This window comes from Devosia riboflavina (assembly GCF_000743575.1).
Lineage (GTDB): Bacteria > Pseudomonadota > Alphaproteobacteria > Rhizobiales > Devosiaceae > Devosia > Devosia riboflavina.
In genome coordinates this window covers 1-17000 of sequence record NZ_JQGC01000036.1, presented here as the reverse complement: position 1 = coordinate 17000, position 17000 = coordinate 1, and the positions used below count along the sequence as shown (strand labels likewise).

Sequence of the window (17000 nt, the reverse complement as noted above, 5' to 3'; positions counted from 1 at the left end):
GGCGTCGCGGGGAGCGCCGCCCTTGCCACGCTCGCCACCCGGACGCGGCGTGTTGAACTTGCGCTGGCTCGGCTTGGGATTGCGCGCCGTGCGCTGACCACCCGGAGCACCGGCATTGTTGCGCGGAGCCCGCGGCGCCGAAGCCGTCGCTTCCTCGACCATGTTGAGGTCGCCCGACAGCGGCAGCGTGCGGCGGATCAGCTTTTCGACATCGCGCAGCTTGGAGCGCTCGGTGCCGTCACACAGCGTAATGGCAATACCCGTAGCCCCGTTACGGCCGGTACGGCCAATCCGGTGCACATAGTTTTCGGGATCGTCCGGCAGGTCATAATTGACCACATGGGTAATGCCCGGCACGTCGATGCCGCGCGCCGCAATATCGGTCGCCACGAGAATGCGCACGCCACCGCTGGCAAAGCCCTTGAGCGCCGCCTGGCGTGCATTCTGGCTCTTGTTGCCGTGAATGGCCGCAGCCTCATGCCCATCGATGGCGAGGTTCTTGGCAACGCGGTCTGCGCCATGCTTGGTGCGCGCGAACACGATAACGCGCTCCATGCCTTCCTTCTCGTCGTCGAGCAGGCCATTGAGCACGCCGCGCTTGGCCTTCGAACCCGAAAGGATAACGCGCTGGTCGATCTTGACCACTGTCGAACCCTGCGGCGCTGCCTCGACCTTGATCGGCTCCTTGAGGAGGCCCTTGGCGAGATCTTCGACTTCCGTGGCCATGGTGGCCGAGAACAGCATGGTCTGGCGCCTGAGGCCGATGGCCTTGGCGATCGCCTTTACCGGGGCAATGAAGCCCATGTCGAGCATGCGGTCGGCTTCGTCGAGCACCAGCCAGCGCGTCTCGTTGAGACGGATCTTGTTGTCGTCGAGCAGGTCCTTGAGACGGCCCGGGGTCGCGACGACAACGTCAACGCCCTTGGCGATCTTCTGCACCTGGTGGTAGCGCGACACGCCGCCCAGCACGAGCACGGTATCGAGCTTCATCTTGGAGCCGGCAAACTTGCGGATATTCTCTTCGATCTGCACGGCGAGTTCACGCGTCGGCGCCAGGATCAGCGCACGCGTCGTCATCGGCCGCGGACGGCCGGTTAGTTCGCCGATACCGGCGAGGATCGGCAGGCCGAAAGCGGCCGTCTTGCCCGAGCCGGTCTGGGCAATGCCCAGCATGTCCCGGCCTTCGAGCAGTTTCGGAATGGCCTGGCTCTGGATCTTGGTTGGGGTCTCGAAGCCCGCAGCCTTGAGGCTGTCGGTGATGTTCTGGGGCAATCCGAGACTGGAAAAATCGGTCAAATCTTGATCTTTCATGATGCGCAAAAGCTGCGCGGGCGCTCTGCAAAGCGCAGGCGCCAGGAACAAAAATTGCAATCGGGCGATAGGATGATATCGCGCGGGTGCTGGCTCAAACCCGGAGCATCTAGCTATCCGGGATGACTTCGCCGCTCACCGCTTGAGTAAGAAGAGAAGCCCGTTAGCGGCACTCTATGCCGCAACGCTGCGTCCCATATGGGGGAAATAGCCCCAAAAGGCAAGTGTGGCAGGCGCATGGGAGGTTTGTGGCCCCTCAATCGGGAGCCACGATGCCCTAGGTTGTGTGGGCAGTTGAGTCAGAGCGAGGCGAAAATGGCGGTTTCTGAGAACCGGAGCGGAGCGTGCGTCGGTACGTGAGCACCGGAAGCGCAGGAAATCGTCATTTGCAGACCGCTATGGCCAACTGAGCGCATGACCTAGATCCCGCCGTACCAATCGTACCCATTATCCGGCCAATATCCGCCCTTCCCCCGCCCAAACGGCGTCAGGTCATCCACCAGCTCGATCGTATGCAGATATTTCGGCTGCTTATACCCCAGCGCTCGCTCGATCCGCAGCCGCACCGGCGCGCCATTGCTCACCGGCAAGACCTGATCGTTGAGCCCGTAGGATAGGATTGTCTGCGGATGATAGGCATCCACCAGGTCCGAGCTCTCATAGTAGAAAACATCGCCCGCGAGCGTCTTCTGGATATTGTCGAAGCAGTGATAGACGCAATACCGCGCCTCCGGCTTCACCCCCGCCATATCCAGCACCGGGCCCAGCGCCGTCCCCGTCCACTTGGCGATGCAGCTCCAGCCTTCGACGCAATCGTGCCGCGTGATCTGGCTGCGCGCCGGCATGTTGCGCAATTCATCGAGCGAGAACGAAACCTCCCGCTCCACCATGCCCTTGATGGTCAGCTTATAGTTTGCAAAATTCTGCCCCTTCAGGAACAGGTACTCCGGCGTCATCGGCTCGGTGGAGCCATTGGGCTTCATGCCCTGCCGGATTTCGCTCACCGAATATTCCCGCGCCAATGTCTGATCGCCTATCAACGCCCGCTGCGCCCGATAGGTAAGTACATTGGCCTGCTCCAGCGCCTGCCGCACCGGGTTGCCGCGCTGCCCGAGAAAATCGAACTGGTCGCAACCCGTTAGCGCCAGGCTCGATCCAAGCGCCGCAGATCCAATAAGCAGCTTCCGCCGACTGAGAATGATATTGCTCACGGCTTGTCTCCTGCCTCGGCCGGCGTGCCGGGACTGGTGCGATACCAGCCCGTTATCATTGATCTCAGCTCATTAAGCGGCCCTGCCAGCAGCACCATGATGATGTGCACGATAAAGAACAGCACCAGCAGCACCATAACCCCAAAGTGGATTGTCCGCGCCGTCTGCCGCCCACCAAAGACGTCGAGCAGCCATGGCCAGGCCGCATCCATGCCCGGGCTCATGGTCAATCCCGTCAAAATGATCAGCGGAAAAAGCACAAAGAAAACCGCGAAATAGCTCAACTTTTGCAGCGGCGTATAGGAGCGGCCGTGATGCAGCCGCAGCCGCGCATGGTCAACCGCATCCTTCGGCAAGCCCGAAATATCCGATCCCTTCGGCACGATATCGCGCCGCAGATGACCGTTGATGAAGCTGGCCAAAAACCAGACGAACAGCGCCGCAACCAGCACCCAGCCAAAGAAGAAATGCACCACCCGCCCGGTGGCGAGGTCCCGGAACGATGGAATAGTGACAGCCCCCGGAAAACCCACAAATTGCGGCGCCTCCGCCGTGCCGCTCATGCCGAGCACGCCGGTCGTATCGAACGTCTGCCCGAAAACCGTCGTCCGCCCACGCGGTCCCTCGGGCGTATTCACCGCCCCGATCTCCAGCACAGCATTCTCGAACTCGAACCCCGATTGCTGCCCGATATAGAGCGCCGGATGCGCATTAAAAATTTGCAGCCCCGAGAGCAGCAGGAAGAACAGGCAGATCGCCCAGACCCAATGCGTCACCCGCGTCCATACCGATTGGCGATAGACCAGTGGCCCCTTCGCCTGCGGTTCTTTTTCTTCAGTGGTCATGAACGTCCCCTTGGCGGCACCATTCGCCCCGTTCACCAGCAACGGTAACGCACGGGACAAATGGCGGCCAACACTTGTTTGTGACTGCGTTTTTACATCGCCGGCGCCATGGCGCCGCCAGCCATCGGATTGGCTTCCATCTTCTCGTCCATGCCGAGAGACCGGATCGCCCCAATTACGTCCATGCCTTCATGAAGCCCATTGCAGGCAACGGTCGCTGCCGTCATCGCTTCGGGAAAGGTAATGGCAGCAGCCTGCGTCAGGCAAAGCTCGAGATCGGCATTGCTGATCATCGCTTGCGGCGCCATGGCATCAGTTGCCGGCGCCATCGCGTCCAGGGCCGGAGCCATCGCATCCTCCGCAAAAACAGGCACGGCGGCGCCTCCAACCATCAGGGCGGCAAGGGTGATCGTCTTGAAAACATGCATCGAAAAATCTCCCGGTTGAGACCCGCCCCTCCGGCGCGGTCATGCCAGCCATTCGCCCCGACACCCCAATCGGTTACGCGATCACCGCGTCGTGATATCCGCTCAACTTTCTTCATCACTCGGTGTAACCATGGCGCCGAGGGAGACGTATGAGAACGTGATGCAGGCGGACGAAACCGAGATGCGGCTGCGCGGGCTGATGCTCGCTTCGCTCGATGGCGACGCGTCCGCCTATCGAATGCTTCTGGCCGACCTGACGCGCTATCTGCGTCCCTGGTTTGCCCGTCGCCTCAGTCCCGCCCATGCGTCGCACGCGGAGGACCTCGTGCAGGAAACCCTGCTGGCCGTGCACACGCGGCGCGAAACTTACGATCGCACCAGGCCCTTCACGGCCTGGCTGCATGCCGTCGCCCACCACAAATTCGTGGACCATGTCCGCCGCTACGCCATCCGCCCCACCGTACCGCTCGAAGACGACGCGCCCATCTTCGCCAGCGACGACAGCGCCAACGCCGCCGACCGCCACGACGTCGAAACCGTCCTCAGCAACGTCCCGCCCCGCACGTCCGACCTCATCCGCCAGACCCGCCTCGAAGGCGCCACCGTCGCCGAAGCCGCCGCCCGCCACGGCATCACCGAAACCGCCGCAAAAGTCTCCATCCATCGTGGCCTCAAAACCCTGATGGGCAAGTTTGCCGGAGGCGAGAAATGACCGACGACCTCATCAATCGCCTCGCCGCCGATCTCAAGCCCACCCCGCCCCGCGCCATCGAGCGCCGGCTGATCCTCGCCCTCGTCATCGGCGTGCTCGTTACCATAGTCGGCGTCTATCTCGTCCTCGACCTTATGATGGGCCGCCCCTTCGGCGGCGCCGATAGCGCCATGATGTTCTGGACGAAATTCGGCTACACGCTGGCCTTCGGCCTTCTAGGCCTTGCCGCCGCGCCCGTCCTCGCCCGCCCCGATGGCCGCATCGTCTGGCCCCTCGCCGGCGCGGGCCTCCTTGCGCTCCTCGCCCTCGGCAGCGGCACCATGATGTGGATGCGCGCCGATTGGTCCATGCCCATGTTCATGGGCCAGACCGCCATGGTCTGCCCCTGGCTGATCACCCTCGCCGGCACGCCTGTTCTGATTGCTTTGCTCTCGGCGCTGCGCACGACCGCACCGCGCTCACCGACCCTCGCCGGCTTTGCCGCAGGGCTCATCGCAGGCGGCTTCGGCGCCTGGGCCTATGCCTTTTATTGCGGCGAAACCGGCATGATGTTCATGGCCGTCTGGTATTCGCTGGGCATCGCGATGACGGCCCTCCTCGGCGCCGTCATCGGAAAGTTCGTTCTGCGCTGGTAGGAAGGACTATTCGTCCTTGGCCGCCCAGTTCATGCCGCGACGCATGATCGTCGCCATGTTGGAATTCTCGAATTCCTTGGCCTGATGCCCCAGCGTCATGTGGAACACCTTGCCCTTGCCATGCTTGCGTTTCCAGACCACCGGCATCACCACGCCGTCGATCCAATAGGCATGCTCACCGGTAAAAGTCGTCGTCGCCAACACCTCGTTCGAGGGGTCGACATGCATGTAATACTGCTCGGACTTGTATGGGAACGAAGCCGAAATCCCCGCCATGATCGGGTCCTCTGGCTTGGTCACATCAACGGTGTAGTCGATGATATTGCCCGGATGCGCCACCCACTGGCCGCCGACCATGAACTGATAGTCCACCGCCTCGCGGAAAGCGTCGCTCATGCCGCCATGATGCCCAGCAAGACCCACACCGCCCTCGACGGCCTTGGTCAGGTTCTCCGCCTCTTCCTTGGCAATCTTGCTCATCGTGAAGATCGGAATGATCAGCGACAAGTCGCGAATAGAGGGATCGGCAAAGGCGCTGGTTTCGGTCGCCGTGCGCACCGAATAGCCGTCCTCGTGCAGCCAGCGACGGTAGATCGTCGCGCATTCCTCGGGATCATGGCCTTCCCAGCCGCCATAGACGATCAAAGCACTACGCATCAGGGTACCCCCTCAAATCAAACGGGGCGGAGAATACCTGACTCATCCGCTATTGAAACCCCAAATGGCATCGATTGCGCTGCCCATTCTCGCGCTGCCAAGCGTCGGATAAATCTCGGAAATGAAACACTTTCCACTGTCACAATTAGCTGGTTAACTCTCCTTAATGCTTCAGTGGCGACACGAAAAAAAATTGTCGGGAGCGCCGGACTTCGAAGCAGGGCCTTGCTGCAATCACGAAGGAACCACAGGGATGAAGAAGCTTTTGCTGGGCGCCACCGCGCTCACCCTCTGCGCCGGTTTTTCGACCGCCGCCCATGCCGAATTCACACTCAACATCCTGCACATCAACGACTTCCATTCGCGCTTCGACCCGATCACCGGATCGGACTCGAACTGCGACGCCGAAACCGACGCCGCTGGCGAATGTTTTGGTGGCATTGCGCGCCTCAAAACCATCATCGACGACACCCGCGCCAAATATGAAGGCGGCAACTCCCTGCTGCTTTCGGCCGGCGACAACTTCCAGGGCTCGCTCTACTACACCACCTACAAGTCCAAGGTCGTTTCCGACTTCTTCAACCAGATGGGCTTTGACGTGGTCGCCACTGGCAACCACGAATTCGACGATGGCCCGGAAGAATACCTAAAATTCATCGAAGCCGCCGAGTTCCCGATCATCGGTGGCAATTTCGACGTCACCCGCGATGAAGGCCTGCGCGGCAAGGTCCAGGGTTCGATCGTCGTCGAAGTCGGCGGCGAAAAGATCGGCATCATCGGCGCCACCACCGAAGACACCCCCGAAATCGCCTCGCCTGGCGATGTCGAATTCCACGATGTCATCCAGTATGTCCGCGGCGCCTCCGAAGCGCTCGATGCGGCCGGCGTCAACAAGATCATTCTTCTCAGCCACATCGGCTATAACGAAGACCTCAACGTCGCCGCCTCCCTGCCGCTGGTCGACGTCATCGTCGGCGGCCACAGCCATACGCTGCTCTCCAACACCGCCGAAGGCGCCGCCGGCCCCTACCCGACCATGGTCACCAACCCGGTCGGCGTCGAAGTCCCCGTCGTCCAGGCCAATCAGTACGGCAAATATCTCGGCGACATCGCCATCACCTGGGATGACAACGGCACTGTCACTAAAGCCGAAGGCGAACCCTACCTGATCGACGCCTCGGTCACGGCCAACGAGGACTTCAAGGGCCAACTCGCTACGCTCCTCGGTCCCATCGAGGAAATGACCAGCCAGGTCATCGGCTCCACCACCGACAAGCTCGAAGGCGCCCGCGAAGTCTGCCGCGTGCAGGAATGCTCTATGGGCAACCTGCTGGCTGACGCCATCCTCGATCGCGTTGCCGACCAGGGCGCTACCATCGCCTTCCAGAATGGCGGCGGCATCCGCGCATCCATCGATGCCGGTGAAGTCACCGTCGGCGACGTGCTGACCGTCCTGCCCTTCTCCAACACCCTCGCTACCGTTCAAGTGAGCGGTGCCGACGTCATCGAAGCCCTCGAGAACGGCGTCAGCGACATTGAAAACGGCGCCGGCCGCTTCGCGCAGGTCGCTGGCCTCAAATACACCTATACCCTCGCCAACCCTGCCGGCAGCCGCGTCAGCGACGTGCTGGTCAAGGGCGAAGGCGACACCTGGGTGCCGATCGACGAGGAAGCCGACTACATCGTCGTCACCAACAACTACGTGCGCGGCGGCGGCGACGGCTACGAGACCTTCGCTTCGGGCGAAAACCCCTATGACTTCGGCCCGCCGCTCGAACAGGTCGTTGCCGAATACATCGCCAAGCTCGGCGGCGAATACACGCCCTACCTCGATGGCCGCATCACCGTGAAGTAAGGTTTTTCGCCTCACCAAACACGAAGGGCGCCCCATCGGGCGCCCTTTTGCATTATCTCTTTTGACTGATGCCCAGAAGGAAACGCCCCATGTGCCGGAACATCAAGCCGCTCTTCAATTTCGAGCCGCCCGCCAGCAAGAACGAAATGCACGAAGCGGCCCTGCAGTTTGTCCGCAAGATTTCCGGCTTCAACCGTCCCTCGCAGGCCAATGAGGCCGCGTTTTACGACGCCGTCGAAGACATCGAAAAATCAGTCCGCAAGCTGCTGAACGCCCTCGATACCAAGGCGCCGCCGAGGGATCGCGAGATCGTCGCCGCCAAAGCCCGCGAGCGCGCCCGCGAGCGCTACGGCACCACCTAAACCCGGCGCGCCAACTGGCCCCAGGCCAGCAGGATCACCACCGCGCCAACGATCGCCCCGATAAAATTGGCCCCATCGCCCGGCCCATACCAGCCGATCTGCTGCCCAAGCCAGGTCGCCACCACCGAGCCGACAATGCCCAGCACCGTCGTCAGGATAAACCCCTGCGGCTTGTTACCGCCCGGGGTAATCCACTTGGCGATCAGGCCGGCCAGAAAACCAATGATGATGGCCCAAAGAATTCCCATAAGAGCGCTCCCACGATTACAGCGCATAAATTGGAATGGCTTAACCAGCTTGCAAGGGTGAACCTCCTGCTGTTCTTAGCCGAGCCTGCCTTCCGACAGCACTGTTTCCGCAAAGCCGGGCGCCGCCACCAGATTTGCCAATCCCCGCAACTGTTCGGTCGTTCCTTCCCCCAGCACAGCATCGATCCGCTCATTCAGCGCGCGCCAAAGCAGGTACATCTGCCTTGTCTGCTTGAGCCCCTGCTCGGTCAGCACCGCCCGCTTTACCCGCCGGTCGCTCGCGTCCACTACAACTTCCACCAGCCCATCGCGTACCAGGGGCCGCAGCGCATGCGTCAGCGCCGAAATCTGGATGGAAAGCCGTTTGGCCAGCGCCTGTAATGATGGCCCCGTGCCACCGGGAGCCCCGCCCATTTCATCGATCCGCGCCACCACCAGCGCCTGCCCGGAAGTCACGCCGGCAGGCGCAAGTGCATCGTCATAAAGCTGGGTAAGCTGCCGCGACGCCACCCGCAACGCGGTATGCGTGCAGTTGAGCGGATCATAGGCTTCGGTGTTTTCAACGTCTGCGGGCGTGTTTTTTGCCATTGTCTTTCTCCACCCAAGAAAATAGTTGAGCACATCACCATTGACAAGGATGCGGCACAATCCCAATTAGTTGAGCACTCAATTAAAGGGGTATCCCATGTCCAAAACCGCTCTCATCACTGGCGCCTCTTCCGGTATCGGCGCCGTCTATGCCCAACGCCTCGCCGCCCGCGGCCATGATCTCGTCCTCGTCGCCCGCCGCGCCGAGCGCCTCGCCGAACTTGCCACCGAGCTGCAGCAGGCCCACGGCATTTCCGTCCGCACCATCGCCGCCGATCTCTCGGTCGAAACCGGCATGGCCAGCATCGAAACCGTGCTGCGCAACGAAGAGATCGATCTTCTGGTCAACAATGCCGGCATGGGCCCGATCGCCTCGACCGCCGATCTCAGCGACGAAGCCGCGGCCCAGACCCTCGCCCTCAACGTCACCGCCCTCATGCGCCTGACCCGCGCCGCCCTGCCCGGCATGCGCGCCCGCAAAACCGGCGCCATCGTCAATGTCGGCTCCGTCATGGCCTTCCACGCCATGCCCGCCACCTCGCTCTACAGCGCTACCAAAGCCTTCGTTCTGACCTATAGCCGCGCCATCCAGCAGGAAGTGCAGGCCGACGGCGTCCTCATCCAGGCCGTGCTGCCCGCCGGCACCATCACCGAATTCTACGACACTGCCGGGGTACCAATTGCCAATTTCGACCAGTCGGCCTTCATGACCGCCGAACAACTCGTCGACGCCGCCCTCGCCGGCTTCGACCGCAGCGAAGAAGTCACCCTCCCCTCCGTCCACGATCTCGACCTCTGGAACACCTACGACACCGCCCGCCAAAACCTCTTCGGCGGCACCCAGAACGGCTCACCCGCCCCGCGTTACCAATCGGCCTGAGCCGTCATCCCCAAAACATCCAAAACCGCCGCGCTGCCCTCGGACGTGATCCGAGGGCCTGCATGGGAGCCACAAGCTTTCGAGCGTGGGATAGTGGCCCTCGGGTCACGCCCGAGGGCAGTACCGTGAAAAATGAAAACGCCGGGGAAATCCCCCGGCGTCTCAGAAAATCAAACCCGATGCTCGGCCCGATCGCGATCCGTCACCGTCGCCAGATCCAGCACCTTCTGGATATTGGTCGCATGGCGGAAGCTCGGCTCAAGATTCTTGCCCGCGCGCACCGCCTCGGCAAAGCGCTGGTAATTCGTCGGCACAGCATCGACTTCAACCTCGGTCCAGGTCCCCGTCTCGATATCGTCGCCAAGGCACGTAAACAGCTTCGACCAATCATGCCGATGCTGCACTTCCACCGAGCCCTTTTCGCCGTAAACGCGCAGGCGCAATTCGTTGAAATGCCCGGTCGCCCAGCGCGTCGCATGCACCACGCCCAGCGCGCCATTCTCAAGCTGCGCCGTCATGGCAAAGCTGTCATTGGCATCGAGATCATATTCACCGATCTTGTTGCCCTCGGCCTTGTCGAACGTATGCAGACGGCAGAACACGTCCGAAAAATCGCTGCCGGCCCCGTAGGCGGCAAAGTCCAGAATATGCACGCCGATATCGCCGAGCACGCCATTGGAGCCGTGCTTCTTCGACAGACGCCACAGCCACTGGCTTTCCGTGCGCCAATCGCCCCAGGCCTTCGAAACCAGCCAGCTCTGCAGATAGCTCGCCTCAAAGTGCTTCACCGTGCCGACCTGACCCGACTGCACGATTTCGCGTGCCTTCTGCAGCTGCGCCACATTGCGATAGGTCAGGTTGACCATGTTGACGAGGCCCAGCCGCTCGGCCGTCTCGGTCATTTCCATGGCCTTGGCATGGTCAGTGGCAAGGGGCTTTTCGCAGAAGACATGCTTGCCGGCGTTCAATGCCGCCATGGTCGTCGGGTGGTGGATACTGTCCGGGGTGACATTGGCCACCGCATCGAACTCGCCCCAGGCCAGCGCCGCGTCGAGCGAGCCAAAGCCCCTCTCGATGCCATGCGTCTTGTTGAACGCTTCCACGCGCGCCGGATCGACGTCCACGCCCCCCGCCAGCGTCACGCCGTCGATCGCCGCAAAATGCTTGGCATGCTGATTGGCCATGCCGCCGGTACCCAGAATGAGGATACGCATTCTTTTGATTCCTTGGCCGCCGCGGCGGCCGCTAAACAGTGTTCAACTCATCGGGACCGCGAATTAGCCCTCGATACCTGCCCTATCGTCATCGCCCGGCTTGTCCGGACGATCCATTACCGCGCTCGCGGCCCCCTGGATTGCCCGGACAAGCCGGGCAATGACGATGAAGGGATAATGCGTCTTACTTCTTCACTTCACCGGCGTGGTCCGAAGCCGAAAGCTTGGCGCCGCGCTCTTCGATCTTCTCGATCGCTTCGCCGACAGGCGTATTCGGCGCCTTCATCAGGTGTGCATGGCGGTCGCCGTTATAGGCCCAGTTGACCGCATTGCGCAGCACCTGGCCGACATTGGCGTCGTGATAGGTCGGATAGGTTTCGTGGCCGGGGCGGAAGTAGAAGATATTGCCCGCGCCTCGGCGATAGGTCAGGCCCGAGCGGAACACTTCGCCGCCCTGGAACCAGGAAACGAACACGGTTTCCAGCGGCTCCGGCACGGAGAAGGGCTCGCCGTACATTTCTTCATATTCGAGCTCGAAATAGGCCGGCAGGCCCTTGGCAATCGGGTGGCCCGGATTGACGACCCAAAGACGTTCGCGCTCGCCCGCTTCACGCCAGTGCAAGTTCGCCGGCGACCCCATCAGGCCCTTGAAGACCTTCGAGTGGTGGCCCGAATGCAGCACGATCAGGCCCATGCCCTGCCAGACATGCTCCATCACGCGCTTGACAACCACGTCGTCGACCTTGTCGTGAGCCGCATGGCCCCACCAGACGAGCACGTCGGTCTCGGCCAGCACGGCGTCGGTCAGACCGTGCTCCGGCTCCTGCAGCGTCGTGGTCTTGGTGGAAATATTGCTGTCCTGCGCGATGAGCGAGGCGATCTGGTTGTGCATGCCGTTGGGATAGTTCTCGGCAACAACCTTGTTCTTCTGCTCGTGGACGTTTTCGCCCCAGACCAGGGTACGGATCGGCATAAGTAGTCTCCTAGTTTGACTGGCCCGGTGGGGAGGCACCGGCCCTTTCTCATTTCTCTGCGTCATTCCCGCGAAAGCGGGAATCTCCTTTTGTCGGTCAAGGGAGATTCCCGCTTTCGCGGGAATGACGCAGCGATTGGCTTTGTGACGGCCTTAGGGCCGTCACGGCATTTGTGATTGATTTAGCGGATCGGCTTGCCCGCAGTATCGAAGCGATGAATGCGGTCTTCCTGCGGCGAAACCTTCAACACGGAGCCGCTCTGATAGGTCGAAGCACCATCGAGGCGCACCACCACCGGCTCTTCCTGGCCCATATCGAGATAGACATAGGAGTCCGCACCGAGGTTTTCCGTGTGAATGACGGTGCCTTCCCAGATGCCGTCTGCCTTGATGTCCATGTGCTCGCCGCGGATACCCAATGTCGTGCAGCCGAACTTGTCAGCCTTGTCGCCGGCAATGAAATTCATCTTCGGCGAACCGATAAAGCCCGCGACGAAAATACTGTCCGGACGCTCATAGAGCTCCATCGGCGTACCGACCTGTTCCACATAACCATCGCGCAGCACGCAGATGCGGTCGGCGAGGGTCATCGCCTCCACCTGGTCGTGCGTCACATAGATCATGGTGACCTGGTTCATTTCCTCATGCAGCTTGGCGATCTCGATACGGGTCGCCACGCGCAGCGCCGCGTCGAGGTTCGACAGCGGTTCGTCGAAGAGGAAAACCTTCGGGTCGCGGGTAATGGCACGCCCGATGGCAACGCGCTGACGCTGGCCACCCGAAAGCTGCTTGGGCAGGCGGTCGAGATACTGCCGGATCTGCAGCATGTCGGCGGCCTTTTCGACGCGCCGCTGAATTTCTTCCTTGCCCTTGCCCTTTTCGAGCGTCAGGCCGAAAGCCATGTTTTCGTAGACCGTCATATGCGGATAGAGCGCATAGGACTGGAAGACCATGGCGATGCCGCGCTTGGACGGCGCCAGTGCATTGACCAGCTTGCCGTCGAAAAGCATCTCGCCCGAGGTGATGTCCTCAAGGCCCGAGATCAGGCGCAGCAGGGTGGATTTGCCGCAGCCCGAGGGGCCGACAAACACCATGAACTCGCCCTTGCGGACTTCCAGGTCGACACCCTTGATCACGTCGACCATGCCAAAGGACTTGCGGACATTGCGAAGTTCGATCGCAGCCATTTTTTTGCTCCTTAACCCTTCACGCCGCCGGCAGTCAGGCCGGAAACAATTTTACGCTGGAAGACGAGAACGAGGATCACCAGAGGAACGGTGACGATGACCGAGGCAGCCATGATGTTGCCCCACGGGATTTCATACTGGGTGCTGCCCGAAAGCAGCGCGATAGCCACCGGCACGGTGCGCGTCTCGTTGCTGGAGGTGAATGTCAGCGCGAAGAGGAACTCGTTCCACGCCCCGATAAAGGCGAGGATGCCTGTCGTCACCAGCGCCGGCCACATCAGCGGCATGAACACGCGGGTGATGATCACCCAGGGCGAGGCCCCGTCGACGATCGCCGCTTCCTCGATCTCCACCGGCAGGTCACGCATGAAGGTGGTGAGCACCCACACGGTGAATGGCAGCGTAAAGATCGTATAGGAGAAGATCAGCGCCCACGGCGTGTTGTAGATGCCAAGCGCCCGGATCACTTCGAAAAGGCCGGCGAGCACTGCCATCTGCGGGAACATGGAAATCCCGAGGATCGTCAGCAGCAGCAGCCCCCTGCCCCGGAACCGCACGCGGGCCAGCGCAAACGACGCAGTGATGGCCAGGAACAGTGCCAGGATCACCGTCACCGAAGCGACGAAGATCGAGTTGAGCAGATTGCGCGGGAAGCTGCCCGAGTTCAGCACGTTAAAATAGTTGTCGAGGCTGAACGAGGTCGGCCAGTAATTGACCTGGAACAGCGCCGTGCCCGACTTAAAGCTGGTGAGGATGGCATAGTAGAACGGGAACACGCTCACCACGACGATGAAGGCGACCAGCAGGTAGAATAGCGCCCACTTGGTCAGCTTCCAGAGATCGAAAGTCGCACCCATTATCGGTCTCCCCCGTCAAACTTCACTTGCCCGAGCCAGATATAGAGGATGGTCAGGACAGCGATGATCAGGAACAGCAAGGTCGACATGGCCGAGCCATAGGCGAACTTGTCGAAGTCGAAGAGATTTTCGCGCGCCAGAACGCTCATCGTCTTGGTCGCCGAGCTGTTGGGCGTCAGCACATAGATGAGGTCGAAGATGCGCAGCGCGTCGAGCAGGCGGAAGATGATCGCCACCATCAGCGCCGGACGCACCAGCGGCAGGGTAATGCGGAAGAACTGCTTCACCGGATGCACACCGTCGATTTCGGCAGCCTCATAGATGTCCTTGGGGATCATCTGCAGGCCGGCGAGAATGAGCAGCGCCATGAACGGCGTCGTCTTCCAGATGTCGACGATCAGCACGGCGGTCATGGCGGTGTCTGCCGTGGCGGTCCAGGCCACCTTCTGGCTCAAAAGACCCAGGCGCATGCCGAGGTCATTGAGAATGCCGAACTGGTCATTGAGCATCCAGCCCCACATACGGGCCGAAACAATGGTCGGAATGGCCCAGGGGATCAGGATGGCGGCGCGGACGATGCCGCGGCCCTTGAATTCGGCATTGAGCACCAGTGCCACCATCATCCCGAGCACGGCTTCGAAAAGCACCGAGACGAAGGCAAAGCGCACGGTGTTCCACACCGCATTCCACCAGGCGGGATCAACCAGCAGCCCGCGATAGCGCACCGCGCCGCTTTCGAGCGTGGTCCAGCGGATATAGTTGCCGAGGCCGATCCACTGCGCTTCATCGAGATTGCTCAGCGAAGCGTCGGTGAAGGAAAAATAGATCGATCGCAGCAGCGGCCAACCAGCCACCACCGCCAGAGCGATCAGCATTGGGATGAGGAACAATCGCGCTGCGCGGATGCGCTGCTGCATCAGTTCCGATTTGACTTTGGGCCTGGCCAGTCCTGCTGGCGGCGCCAGTGTTTCGGTAGTCATCGTTGCTCCTCCCAACGCCTGCGGTATTTATTGCGCAAGGCGGGCGGCGGGAAAAACCCGGCCGTCCGCCTTGTCATTGGGCCCTGGGAGGACTTACCAGGCGTCGCCCTTGAGGTCGGTCAGGTCGGCCTCGAGAACTTCGAGGTTCTCGGCAGCAGTGCCATTGCCGGAAAGCGTGTCATGCACGGCGCTCCAGAACAGCGAGGAGACCTCGTTGTACTTGGCCTGGGTCGGTGCGGACGGACGCGGCACGGCGTTCTGGAAGATTTCCTTCCAGGCCGGGATGATCGGCTGGCCGGCAGCGATGTCGGCGTCGTCATAGAGCGCTTCGATCGTCGGCAGGTTGGACTGCATCAGGGCGCGTTCCTTCTGCACTTCGGACGAGGCCAGATAGAGCGCCAGTTCGATGGCGGCATCCGGATCGGGCGAGTACTTGGAAACGGCTACGTTCCAACCGCCGAGCGTAGCAGCCGAGCGGGCATCGGGGCCTTCGCCTGCCGGGAGCGGAGCAACGTCGAACTTGCCGGCGATCGGCGAGTCGGCGCCATTGCCGAGCGAGTAGGCATAGGGCCAGTTGCGGTGGAACACGGCATTGCCGAGCTGCCAGACGCCGCGGCTTTCCTCTTCCATATAGGCCAGGTTGCCTTCCGGAGAGATCGTGCCGACCCAGCTTGCAGCGAGGTCGATTGCCTTGGCTGCGTTCTCGTTGTTGATCGAGATCGAGCCATCAGCCTCGATGATCTGGCCACCGCCGAAGGATTTTACCCATTCAAGGGCGTTGCAGGTCAGGCCTTCATAGGCGTTGCCCTGGAACACGAAGCCCCACATTTCGGCATTGCCGGCGGCGCGCTCGCCATCCATGATTTCCTGAGCGGTCGCGGTCAGCTCAGCCCAGGTCTTGGGGACTTCCTTGCCGTACTTTTCGAGGAGGTCCTTGCGATAGTAAAGCGCCGGAGCGTCGGTGAAAGCCGGCAGGGCGACGAGCTTGCCGTTCACGGTCTGGGATTCGATGATCGAGGGGAAGTGCTGGCCCACGACATCCTTGGCGGCCTCGGTGAGGTCGAGGAACTGGTCGGCGAGCTGCGGAGCCCAGATCACGTCGGTCTGGTAGACGTCGATGTCGGTATTGCCGGCAGCCAGCCAGAGCTTGTACTGGCCGAACTGGTCGGTGGTCGAAGACGGCATCGGAACGATGGTCACCTTGTGGCCCGTGTCGGCTTCGAACTTGTCGAGCTGGCCGCGCAGGAATTCAAGGCCATTGCCCGTATCGCCCGAAACGATGGAGAGCTCGGCAGCCTGAGCTGCACCAGCCACCAGCGTCACGCTCGTCAGCATCGCCACGAGCATCTTGTTCAGTGTCATTGGAAATCCTCCCGAAAGAAATCTTGCGCAGGGAGGCAAAACGGCGCGGCCCGGCGCTAAACGCGTGAGCCCGCAATTCCCTCCCCTAAAGCGCCCATCCCGCCGTTCACGCCAGCAGGTTTTCAAAGCGCTTTGGATGAAAAGGAACCAGAGCGGCAGAAAACTGTCAAGCGGTGAGCACCGCCAATTTTCACCATTTTTGCGAGCAACTATAAAATTACATGTATTTTCAATAAGTTAGAAATTGCCAAACTTCGCTTTTCCGCCAAATCGTTAAAATGCAACTGAGGTACGCACCTCAGCCATTTTCAAACTTTGGAGCCCTCTTGCATCCAAAATTGAAATCGCTTTGAATGCACTTTGGAGGAGTTGGGCAAAGGCTCTGGTCAAAGAGCCCTGCCTGCCCTAATGGCGAGGCGTACCGAGCGGCCACAAGGCCAAACCCCGGAAAACCGGGTGCCGAAACCATCTGGGCCATAAGCCGCTATGAGATTGAAAGACCTTGCCGAGCATCTCGGCCTGTCGCAAACGACGGTGAGCCGCGCGCTCAATGGCTATCCTGAAGTCAAGGAAGCAACGCGCGTGCGCGTTTCCGAGGCGGCGGCGCAGCTTGGCTATCGTCCCAATGCCAGCGCCCTGCGCCTGGCCACCGGCCGCGCCGGCGCCATCGGCCTCGTGCTGCGCGGCGCCGATGA

The 17000-nt window shown here is 61.3% G+C and carries 19 protein-coding genes; 6 read left to right on the top strand and 13 right to left on the bottom strand.

The window, feature by feature from the left end:
• From JP75_RS24005 to JP75_RS23990, 4 genes are all read right to left on the bottom strand, one after another.
• On the bottom strand, positions 1 to 1296 hold a 1296-nt coding region (locus JP75_RS24005), incomplete at its 3' end, for a DEAD/DEAH box helicase (protein WP_051961323.1).
• A gap of 434 nt (positions 1297 to 1730) precedes the next feature.
• Positions 1731 to 2522 carry a molybdopterin-dependent oxidoreductase gene (locus tag JP75_RS24000; RefSeq protein ID WP_035087582.1) on the bottom strand — a complete coding sequence of 264 codons (792 nt, stop codon included), beginning with the start codon at positions 2520 to 2522 and terminating at the stop codon, positions 1731 to 1733.
• Positions 2519 to 3367 (bottom strand): cytochrome b/b6 domain-containing protein, encoded by an 849-nt coding sequence (locus JP75_RS23995; RefSeq protein ID WP_035087580.1) that lies wholly within the window; start codon positions 3365 to 3367, stop codon positions 2519 to 2521. The genes JP75_RS24000 and JP75_RS23995 overlap by 4 nt, the downstream gene beginning before the upstream one ends.
• A 92-nt stretch (positions 3368 to 3459) precedes the next feature.
• Positions 3460 to 3795 (bottom strand): hypothetical protein, encoded by a 336-nt coding sequence (locus JP75_RS23990; RefSeq protein ID WP_035087578.1) that lies wholly within the window; start codon positions 3793 to 3795, stop codon positions 3460 to 3462.
• Between the two features lie 160 nt (positions 3796 to 3955).
• On the opposite strand from JP75_RS23990, the gene JP75_RS23985 reads away from it, so the two are divergent.
• Together JP75_RS23985 and JP75_RS23980 are read left to right on the top strand one after the other, a co-directional pair.
• On the top strand, positions 3956 to 4507 hold the full coding sequence (locus JP75_RS23985; RefSeq protein WP_035087576.1) for a sigma-70 family RNA polymerase sigma factor: 552 nt from the start codon (positions 3956 to 3958) through the stop codon (positions 4505 to 4507).
• Complete coding sequence (locus tag JP75_RS23980; RefSeq protein WP_035087575.1) at positions 4504 to 5142, top strand: DUF1109 domain-containing protein; 639 nt, start codon at positions 4504 to 4506, stop codon at positions 5140 to 5142. Before JP75_RS23985 ends, JP75_RS23980 begins: the two co-directional genes overlap by 4 nt.
• A gap of 6 nt (positions 5143 to 5148) precedes the next feature.
• Here JP75_RS23980 and JP75_RS23975 read toward each other — a convergent pair whose 3' ends face one another.
• The gene (locus JP75_RS23975; RefSeq protein WP_035087573.1) at positions 5149 to 5799 is read right to left on the bottom strand and encodes a ThuA domain-containing protein; all 651 of its coding nucleotides are present in this window, start codon (positions 5797 to 5799) and stop codon (positions 5149 to 5151) included.
• 253 nt (positions 5800 to 6052) lie between these two features.
• On the opposite strand from JP75_RS23975, the gene JP75_RS23970 reads away from it, so the two are divergent.
• On the top strand, positions 6053 to 7654 hold the full coding sequence (locus tag JP75_RS23970; protein WP_035087572.1) for a bifunctional metallophosphatase/5'-nucleotidase: 1602 nt from the start codon (positions 6053 to 6055) through the stop codon (positions 7652 to 7654).
• 89 nt (positions 7655 to 7743) lie between these two features.
• Complete coding sequence (locus tag JP75_RS23965; RefSeq protein ID WP_035087570.1) at positions 7744 to 8016, top strand: DUF2277 domain-containing protein; 273 nt, start codon at positions 7744 to 7746, stop codon at positions 8014 to 8016.
• Here JP75_RS23965 and JP75_RS23960 read toward each other — a convergent pair.
• Positions 8013 to 8264, bottom strand: a complete 252-nt coding sequence (locus tag JP75_RS23960; RefSeq protein ID WP_035087569.1) for a GlsB/YeaQ/YmgE family stress response membrane protein — start codon at positions 8262 to 8264, stop codon at positions 8013 to 8015. The genes JP75_RS23965 and JP75_RS23960 overlap by 4 nt on opposite strands.
• A gap of 75 nt (positions 8265 to 8339) precedes the next feature.
• Positions 8340 to 8852 (bottom strand): MarR family winged helix-turn-helix transcriptional regulator, encoded by a 513-nt coding sequence (locus tag JP75_RS23955; RefSeq protein WP_035087568.1) that lies wholly within the window; start codon positions 8850 to 8852, stop codon positions 8340 to 8342.
• A gap of 97 nt (positions 8853 to 8949) precedes the next feature.
• Here JP75_RS23955 and JP75_RS23950 point away from each other — a divergent pair, with 97 nt between their 5' ends.
• Positions 8950 to 9732: an SDR family NAD(P)-dependent oxidoreductase gene (locus JP75_RS23950; RefSeq protein WP_035087565.1), complete on the top strand. Its 783-nt coding sequence runs from the start codon at positions 8950 to 8952 to the stop codon at positions 9730 to 9732.
• A 170-nt stretch (positions 9733 to 9902) separates the two neighbouring features.
• On the opposite strand, the gene JP75_RS23945 is transcribed toward JP75_RS23950, so the two are convergent.
• The 6 genes from JP75_RS23945 to JP75_RS23920 form a co-directional block, all read right to left on the bottom strand.
• Positions 9903 to 10946, bottom strand: a complete 1044-nt coding sequence (locus JP75_RS23945; protein WP_035087564.1) for a Gfo/Idh/MocA family protein — start codon at positions 10944 to 10946, stop codon at positions 9903 to 9905.
• A 184-nt stretch (positions 10947 to 11130) separates the two neighbouring features.
• Positions 11131 to 11919: a ThuA domain-containing protein gene (locus tag JP75_RS23940; RefSeq protein WP_035087563.1), complete on the bottom strand. Its 789-nt coding sequence runs from the start codon at positions 11917 to 11919 to the stop codon at positions 11131 to 11133.
• Between the two features lie 182 nt (positions 11920 to 12101).
• The gene (locus tag JP75_RS23935) at positions 12102 to 13106 is read right to left on the bottom strand and encodes an ABC transporter ATP-binding protein (RefSeq protein ID WP_035087562.1); all 1005 of its coding nucleotides are present in this window, start codon (positions 13104 to 13106) and stop codon (positions 12102 to 12104) included.
• 11 nt (positions 13107 to 13117) lie between these two features.
• Positions 13118 to 13963 (bottom strand): carbohydrate ABC transporter permease, encoded by an 846-nt coding sequence (locus JP75_RS23930; RefSeq protein ID WP_051961321.1) that lies wholly within the window; start codon positions 13961 to 13963, stop codon positions 13118 to 13120.
• On the bottom strand, positions 13963 to 14943 hold the full coding sequence (locus JP75_RS23925) for a carbohydrate ABC transporter permease (RefSeq protein WP_051961318.1): 981 nt from the start codon (positions 14941 to 14943) through the stop codon (positions 13963 to 13965). Before JP75_RS23925 ends, JP75_RS23930 begins: the two co-directional genes overlap by 1 nt.
• Positions 14944 to 15036: 93 nt before the next feature.
• Positions 15037 to 16305: an ABC transporter substrate-binding protein gene (locus JP75_RS23920; protein ID WP_035087561.1), complete on the bottom strand. Its 1269-nt coding sequence runs from the start codon at positions 16303 to 16305 to the stop codon at positions 15037 to 15039.
• A 486-nt stretch (positions 16306 to 16791) separates the two neighbouring features.
• On the opposite strand from JP75_RS23920, the gene JP75_RS23915 reads away from it, so the two are divergent.
• The coding region (locus JP75_RS23915; RefSeq protein WP_152565973.1) for a LacI family DNA-binding transcriptional regulator at positions 16792 to 17000 on the top strand (209 nt) is incomplete at its 3' end.